Raw genomic sequence first — 6,881 nt, forward strand, 5'->3', positions numbered from 1 at the left:
AACCTGGTAGATTTGGAGCTTTTTCTGACCTGCGACACCTTCAGAAACGAGACTCTTCAAAGCGTAAAAGATCCCGCCATCGTGCGGTTCTTCCGAACACGGTTTCCAAAGCTGGCACAGAATGCAGCCTATATGGGAGCGATACTTAATAAATTATCAGGATTCCTTGGCGCTGATGCAACTAAGCATTTTCTGGAAGGCGGAGTTACAGGACTTAGGCAGATACTGGAGAAGCCTGGAGCGATTGTTCTAGTCTCGCTCGCTAGTGGAGAGATCGGGGAAGTCTCCTCCCAGCTCTTAGGACAAATGTTTCTTACTGCCCTTTCCAGAGCCGCGATTCGTGCTGATAAGCCGATTCGGAGCCTCAAAGAAACGAACGTCTTTATTGATGAGATTGAGAATTTCACGGGCAATGAGGCTTCACGCACGCAACTACTTAGATTCGCCGAGGAAGGTCGTCGCTACGGCGTAGGACTTCACGTCGCGCATCAAGCCGTCAGTCAGCTCGACTCCCGGTTTCGCTCCGTCCTGAGGAACGTGATCGGCTCGCATATCTATCTGGCGCTCGGTGGCGGAGATAGCGATACTGTCGCGGGCGAGCTCCCCTCAGAAGAGCCACGCATAGTGCTACGCAACTGGCTAAGTTCCCAGGCAAAAGGTGAGGGGATTTTCTTAGAGACAGCCAAACCTATGCGCCGCATCAAAATACGCATGCCAGAGGTGCCCCCCGTTGAGGCAGCAGTAGTGGCACAGGTGCGCCGTTCAGCGATGGAGCGCTGGGGAACTCTGGCAACTCAGATCGATGCCGAGCGTGAGCGCTTAGAGTGCTTCTATTACGGGGATGCCTCAGACGAGGAGGAGGTATCCCCAGCTCCACAAAAGTCCAGAACACGTAGCAAGGTGGGGCAAAGGCCATCCGCAGACTCGGGGCCAAAGGCTGGTGACATCGTCGGGGTAGAAGTGCTCGACAATCCATCAGATAATGCGAAAGGAGACGGGTCATGAAGCCCCCTACTCCACGAAGAAAGATTTCCAACCGTTCCCTTCAAATCATCCTGACCCTGCGGGATCTTGGAATTATTATCGACCTATACCTCTTCCAGGGGATGCTCTCGGGGCAAATTGGCGAGCTACACTTCCCCGGTATCGCAGATCGAAGACGTAACCGACGCCTGACGATGCTGGCGCGCGCCAATCTGATTGTGGGAGGGCCTCTACCACTGGGGCCACTGGGTGCTGCAACACCTGGGACAGCGGCGGGTCTTGGCGGACAATGGTTCTATCAGCTTGGGCCCGCAGCGGTAGAGGTTATCGCAAATCACTTGGGCATAGCGCCCGACGACATTAGGCGGCGTCTGCGCAAAGGCAGCCCAACAGCTCGTGCTCACGCATTAGAGATCGCCCAGTGCTTTATTGCTCTACGACGCATCGCTACCAAATCCAAAGGCACATTTCAGGTACTGAAGTTTCATCCAGAGGCCTTCTTCTCTTACCGTCTGAATCTGAGTAACGGCACCTCCCAGGAGGAGCGATTCCGACCTGATGCTCACGTCCTCGTGCACCTTGGTGACATTGGAGAGGAAGGCAAAGAGTCACGACCTCGACAGCTTTTTTGTGAAGTTGATCTTGGGCACACCAGCTCAAGTGAATGGGAAAAGAAGCTAAGGATCGTGGGCCGTTTCTGTAGCATGGTTCTCCCCAAGCTAAATCATCCCTCCAAAGCGGACAGCACATACAAAGCGGACAGCAATGAAATTGCTCCAGTCATGCCTGACGGGGATCGCCCCCTCTATCTGATTCTTACGACCACGGAAGTTCGTGCCATCAACCTTAAGCAGATCATGACACGAACACTAGGTGACACCCTACCCAATCGCCTTATAGCGACTTTTGCAGACCTCGCTGAACTCGCCGGGCCACCGATTTCCCCAACTCTTTCTGAGAAGGATGCTTCTCAAAAACAAGAGAGTATTCCTTCTCTAGCACTCTCATCCGCAGCGCGAGCCAGGCGGGAGCGCTTGGCTGCGTTTCTGGGGCTTTCTGCCTCGTATCTGGGGCCTCACGCCTCAGAGTCGTCTCCACTCAGTTCCGTTCCGGCAAAGCCGGAGAAAGATTAACGTCAATGATTATTTGTTGCAAGTGCGGGTTTATCTCACCCACCGATAGCGTTTATTGCGCTGGCGGTTGTGGACATACTCTAAATGCTGTCGTTTGTGAGAAAGGGCACAAACATAGACCCGGTATCCGGTGTTGCCCTACCTGTAATGACTTCATGCTGACACCCCATGCCGTTGGCATTTCCTTAAACTGGCTGCCTAAACTCATCTCGATTCTGATCCTCATAGGTCTTTTTCGCATGGGCTTGGCACACGGCGGTGATGTTGGAAATGCTCTATGGCTAGGGTCTTCTTATAGCTTCGCGTTTCTTACAGGTAGCCATGTGAACTCTCTTGGCAACCTAATACAGGTTGCGTTAGTCTGGGCAACCATCGCCTGGATATTTGGGTTGTTTCTTGGCATGATGCCCTCAGGTGGGGGGGTCATTGGCAAGACTCTAAGAAGCTTGCCCCTGCTGGCATTGCAATTTGTCTTGCGAGGTGCTCCCCGGCTACTGGGGGCACTCTGGACAGTGACCTTACGGGTCTTTGGCCTTATCAAGCGGCCAACGCCCCCCGCAAGCTAATCTCTTTGGGCGGAGTCTCCCCCTGTCTCCGCCCCCGTTACCAATCCTATTTAGGGAGGTTTATTATGGGTCGTTCCCCTTATGACTATCTACAAAATGGAGCCAAGTTTGCTCCAGGTGAGATTTGCATCAGTCGTCTAGCCAATGAGGTTATCGCACAATCTGGTATCTCTCGCGGCTCCTTAATGGATCGCCATCTTGGCGTTGACTGGGAAGCCATTGGCCAGGGAGGTGAACTTCTGGAGCAGCTCAAGAGAGATGTGGCCGTGGGAGCTGCCATCCAATCGAGCCACCAGCTCCCAACCGGCGAGATTATCTTCATCGAGACACGTGAAGATCGTTCCATGACGATCATTTGCACTCTCGACGAAACCTGAGTTCATGCAACCTCTCTGCGTGTCCCGACTTATCAGGCACGTGCAGAGAGGTTAATCTCCCCTAGATGGGGCTTTATGGAGAATTTGACGATGTCCGTTTTTAGATCATCTCCTGGCAACGAGCCAGAAATTCGTGCACGCTCATTACGTCACAAAGAATGCAGAGGACTCTTTAGTCTCGCCAGCGACACTGCCCTTTTTGATCTTGGGTTCTTGGTTGGAACCCCTGCTGCAACGGTTGCCATGCAGCGAGCAGGCGTGACTCTACGCAACCTCGTTGAGAGACATGCTCAAGGCGACTTCGGGATCGTAAATGATGACGAAGTCGAGACCAACCTCAACGCGATAGATCAGGGCGGACAGAGAATTGTATCTATGTACCGCCTCTTCACAGGTGCCCAGGTCATCGTGATGACCGAGAGCGACAGATCCGTAACAACAATTTTCACACCGGACGAGTGGTAGGAGACAAATAAAATGGACTCTTCTTCCTATTCCGTCCGGCGCATCAGTGTCCCTCTCTGGCTGCGCAACGGTAGCTGGCGATTTCCACTGGGAACCGTCAATATCACCGAGGCTGCGCAGGCACTCCTGCGGGCCTCGGGACGCTCTATCGAAAATGTATTGAGTCGTCATGCATCTGGCGGCTTCAGTGATGAGCGTTGCGAAGACGAGTTACGCAGCAACGAGGAGAATATCCTCAAAGGTAGCTATGTCACCAGCACTTTCCAGGTGTCCCCCCGCCTTCTCAGGGATACCTCAGCCCAGCCACTCGAAGCGCGAACCATTTGGATAACAACGCTAATCCGTGAGGAGTGGACACTCATCCAGACAGGTGACGAGCTGGCGGGAAGCTTCTGATCGACAGTCGGATGTGCAACATGAAACACTCGATATCAAAAGATTTAACATCAATGAAATCGAGAATGCCCTTGGAAAGAAAGCCTTATGATTATGAAAACAGTTCGATATTTATGTGATTGTGGAGCAGTCAACAAAATCCCGCTCCAAGCGCGTCTGCGTGGTAGTACCCCTACCTTCTTTTACTGCTCAGATTGCGGCAAGCCCAGCTACGATATTTGCAAACAGTGCGACAACCGCACCCCAAGCGGGAGCAGGCATCGGTTCTGCCAGTTATGTGGAGCGGAGGGCGAGGCGATCCAAGCAGGGACTGCGGTCATTGATATGGCTCGAAACCTGCGGGAATGTCTCTTTGGGATACCCTTTACGGCATCCCTTATATGGCTTTCCCTCCATGGAACAGACTACTTTCCCAAGAAACTCTCACCAGGGTTTCTAGGAAGCATGCTGGCTATCTTAGGGATCGCACTTCTCCTAGGGTATCTCTGCCCAATCTATACGCTCCTGACGGGTGAGCGCCAAGCCCCGCTCACCTGGCGAGCCCTCTCGTGCTATGGCTACTTTTTCACAGAGTATGACGACCCCACCATGATTCGACGTGCCCTGAAATTTCGAACGCGAATAAAGGCCATGCAGCGATGGTTTCAGGCACAAAAAAGAAAACTACGAAAGCCTTGAGGTATCAGGAGCCAATTTCTGAGCAATCTTCCCACCGGACTCCAAAGAGGCAAAGTGGGAAGATGTCCAGAAGTTACTTGACGTAATATGAAATCCTTGTTAAAATCCCCTGTAACATTTTTTTCAGAAGGAGTGTATAGCTTGCTCATACCCATCAATAAGGCCGCAGAGATATCTGGTATTAGTCACTCGACGATCAGGAGGCGGATCGAGACAGGCGACCTTGAGGCATTCAAAGAACGTGGCCGACAAGTTGTTCGCCTGTCAGATGTTCAAAACCTTTATCCGGATGCGAAGATCCCTCCCATCAGTGAGTGTCGTGTCATAGCACTTGCGAACCAGAAAGGTGGAGTGGGCAAGACATCCACAGCTGCAAACCTGGCGGCAGCTCTTGCACAACGTGGGTTAGAGATCCTAGTGATTGACTGCGATCCCCAGGGCAACCTCACACAAGCTCTGGGGGCTAACCCAGATGAGCTGAAGGCCACTCTCTATACTGTTCTCGTTGAAGGCAAGAGCATCGAGGACGCCATTATCAGCTCCCCGCCTGCTGTCTCTGGCTTACCAAATCTGAAGTTGGTTGGAGCAGATTTGGAGCTTGCCGACGCAGATATGCGTCTAGCTGGTGCCGTGGGTCGTGAGACATTACTTCAAGAGGCGCTAGAGCCGGTACGATCTCGATTCAATTTCATCCTTCTTGACTGTCCTCCTGCGCTCGGGGTTCTGACCATCAATGCTCTGGCTGCCGCCACGGAGGTAATCATCCCCGTTGATATGGGAATATTTTCTCTTAAAGGCGTCGCACGTCTTCAGGAGACAATTCAGAGTGTTCGCCGTAAGATCAACCCTGACTTAAAGCGGGTGCGGGCCCTTCGCTCCAAGATGGACGCCACCAACATCTCTAGTGAGGTCACTGCTGAGCTTGAACGTGCTTTTGGGCCGGACTTGCTCAATACTCGCATTCGCACCTCTGTGCGCGTCCGTGAGGCCCAAGCAGCCGCAAAACCGATCACAGTCTGGAGTCCCAATGAGCGTGTCGCGCAAGACTACATAGCCCTTGCTGAGGAGATATGCGATGGCTCGTAGAACACCCCTTATTACACCTGGCTCGGTACTCGCCGCACGTGAGGATGCGCCCACTGAAAGCGTGCTTGATGATGTGATCGGCACCCATAGACGGCGTAAGGGGATTGATCCTCCACTGGGAGAACCTGAGCCTGAAATACCAAAGAATAAGCCCAGTTTGTCTGAAAGTAATAATGTTAGAAAGTTTGAAAATCAGAAAGCAAGAAAGAATGAAACAAAGCAAGAAAATTGGAAAGCAAGAAAGCAAGAATTGGAAGATGAGAACCTCATTGAGGCAGCAGCCCATTCCATTCGTCCTGGAGCAGAACTCACGCCTTGGGGGACACGCTTGCCCCGTGCACTCAAGAAACGCCTCGACTACCAAGCCTTCCGACTTAAAGAGCATAAAGTAACTGGGCAAGGACTAACCATCTACGCCCTTGAAAAACTGCTCGCCCAGTTGGAAGCCCAGGAGCAAGAAGAAGGATAAAAACAAAAACGGCCCCGCGCCAACGGAGCCGCCATGCGATCCACCCCGCGCCAACGGGGTTTCACCTAAAAACAATGAACAGATTATACCACAGTGCTAGAAAGTTTGAAAACAGACTGTCTGACAGTCTAACTTTCAAACATTCATACCAGGAGGAGACTATGTCTAAGTTCCGTGGCTTTCCTCCAATGAGTGCTAACTTCACGCCCGTACCAAACGCGTTCTTCGACTATGTTCTCCCCAACTGCCCACCCTGTGTAGTTTCTGTAGTAGGAGCAATTATTCGAGCCACGCTTGGCTGGACCGACTCAATAACCGGCGAGAAGCGCATCGAGGCTGAGCTCTCCATCCCAGACATAGCACGAATGGCCAAGATCGCCGAAAACTCAGTTCGTAAAGGTGTCCGCCAAGCAATGGAAGAGGGGCTGCTGATCGAGACCGCAGCAGCAGGGCTGAACACAGGTGCACGATACGCCCTTCGTTGGGAGGACGAGGAACGCCAGAGGGTAGCTATCGAGAGAACAAGGAAAGCAACCGATGACTATCCAGCACCCCCTTCAAAAGTTGCACCCCCTTCAACTTTTGAAGGGGTTCAAGATTTGCCCCCCTCAAAAGTTGCACCCCTTATAAAAGAAAGAGATTCCCAGAAAAAGAAAGATACGAATGTATCTGTAAAGAAAGCGTTGAACGTTAGCGAAGACGCCCAAGAAACCCAGACAGCAGGGGC

At 52.3% G+C, this 6,881-nt stretch carries 9 protein-coding genes; 8 read left to right on the top strand and 1 reads right to left on the bottom strand.

What is annotated here, in order from left to right:
* The 3 genes from ACH2EH_RS00685 to ACH2EH_RS00695 all read left to right on the top strand — a co-directional run.
* Window positions 1-1,005, top strand: a 1,005-nt coding sequence (locus ACH2EH_RS00685) for a hypothetical protein (protein WP_395137809.1), incomplete at its 5' end; no start/stop codon positions are given.
* Complete coding sequence (locus tag ACH2EH_RS00690; protein WP_395137811.1) at window positions 1,002-2,117, top strand: replication-relaxation family protein; 1,116 nt, start codon at window positions 1,002-1,004, stop codon at window positions 2,115-2,117. The genes ACH2EH_RS00685 and ACH2EH_RS00690, both read left to right, overlap by 4 nt.
* Window positions 2,118-2,272: 155 nt before the next feature.
* Entirely contained in the window at window positions 2,273-2,683 is a 411-nt protein-coding gene (locus tag ACH2EH_RS00695; protein WP_395137813.1) for a hypothetical protein, read from the top strand.
* Window positions 2,684-2,865: 182 nt separating this feature from the next.
* Here ACH2EH_RS00695 and ACH2EH_RS00700 read toward each other — a convergent pair whose 3' ends face one another.
* Entirely contained in the window at window positions 2,866-3,066 is a 201-nt protein-coding gene (locus tag ACH2EH_RS00700; RefSeq protein WP_395137815.1) for a hypothetical protein, read from the bottom strand.
* A 69-nt stretch (window positions 3,067-3,135) separates the two neighbouring features.
* Between ACH2EH_RS00700 and ACH2EH_RS00705 the strand changes: the two genes are divergently transcribed.
* From ACH2EH_RS00705 to ACH2EH_RS00725, 5 genes are all read left to right on the top strand, one after another.
* Window positions 3,136-3,525, top strand: a complete 390-nt coding sequence (locus ACH2EH_RS00705; RefSeq protein WP_395137817.1) for a hypothetical protein — start codon at window positions 3,136-3,138, stop codon at window positions 3,523-3,525.
* A gap of 12 nt (window positions 3,526-3,537) precedes the next feature.
* Window positions 3,538-3,921 carry a hypothetical protein gene (locus tag ACH2EH_RS00710; protein WP_395137819.1) on the top strand — a complete coding sequence of 128 codons (384 nt, stop codon included), beginning with the start codon at window positions 3,538-3,540 and terminating at the stop codon, window positions 3,919-3,921.
* Between the two features lie 765 nt (window positions 3,922-4,686).
* Window positions 4,687-5,685 (top strand): AAA family ATPase, encoded by a 999-nt coding sequence (locus ACH2EH_RS00715; RefSeq protein WP_395137821.1) that lies wholly within the window; start codon window positions 4,687-4,689, stop codon window positions 5,683-5,685.
* Complete coding sequence (locus tag ACH2EH_RS00720; protein ID WP_395137823.1) at window positions 5,675-6,154, top strand: hypothetical protein; 480 nt, start codon at window positions 5,675-5,677, stop codon at window positions 6,152-6,154. The genes ACH2EH_RS00715 and ACH2EH_RS00720 overlap by 11 nt, the downstream gene beginning before the upstream one ends.
* A gap of 74 nt (window positions 6,155-6,228) precedes the next feature.
* Window positions 6,229-6,881 (top strand): hypothetical protein (locus tag ACH2EH_RS00725; protein WP_395137825.1); only part of this gene is annotated, 653 nt, incomplete at its 3' end.

Origin of the sequence: Armatimonas sp. (assembly GCF_043760365.1) — a bacterium.
Taxonomy (GTDB): Bacteria; Armatimonadota; Armatimonadia; order Armatimonadales; family Armatimonadaceae; genus Armatimonas.

What these genes read in the sequence shown, in the direction of transcription:
- ACH2EH_RS00690 (WP_395137811.1), top strand. Translation starts at nt 1,002, where the DNA reads ATGAAGCCCCCTACTCCACGAAGAAAGATTTCCAACCGTTCCCTTCAA.
- ACH2EH_RS00695 (WP_395137813.1), top strand. Translation starts at nt 2,273, where the DNA reads ATGCTGACACCCCATGCCGTTGGCATTTCCTTAAACTGGCTGCCTAAA.
- ACH2EH_RS00700 (WP_395137815.1), bottom strand. Translation starts at nt 3,066, where the DNA reads ATGAACTCAGGTTTCGTCGAGAGTGCAAATGATCGTCATGGAACGATC.
- ACH2EH_RS00705 (WP_395137817.1), top strand. Translation starts at nt 3,136, where the DNA reads ATGGAGAATTTGACGATGTCCGTTTTTAGATCATCTCCTGGCAACGAG.
- ACH2EH_RS00710 (WP_395137819.1), top strand. Translation starts at nt 3,538, where the DNA reads ATGGACTCTTCTTCCTATTCCGTCCGGCGCATCAGTGTCCCTCTCTGG.
- ACH2EH_RS00715 (WP_395137821.1), top strand. Translation starts at nt 4,687, where the DNA reads ATGAAATCCTTGTTAAAATCCCCTGTAACATTTTTTTCAGAAGGAGTG.
- ACH2EH_RS00720 (WP_395137823.1), top strand. Translation starts at nt 5,675, where the DNA reads ATGGCTCGTAGAACACCCCTTATTACACCTGGCTCGGTACTCGCCGCA.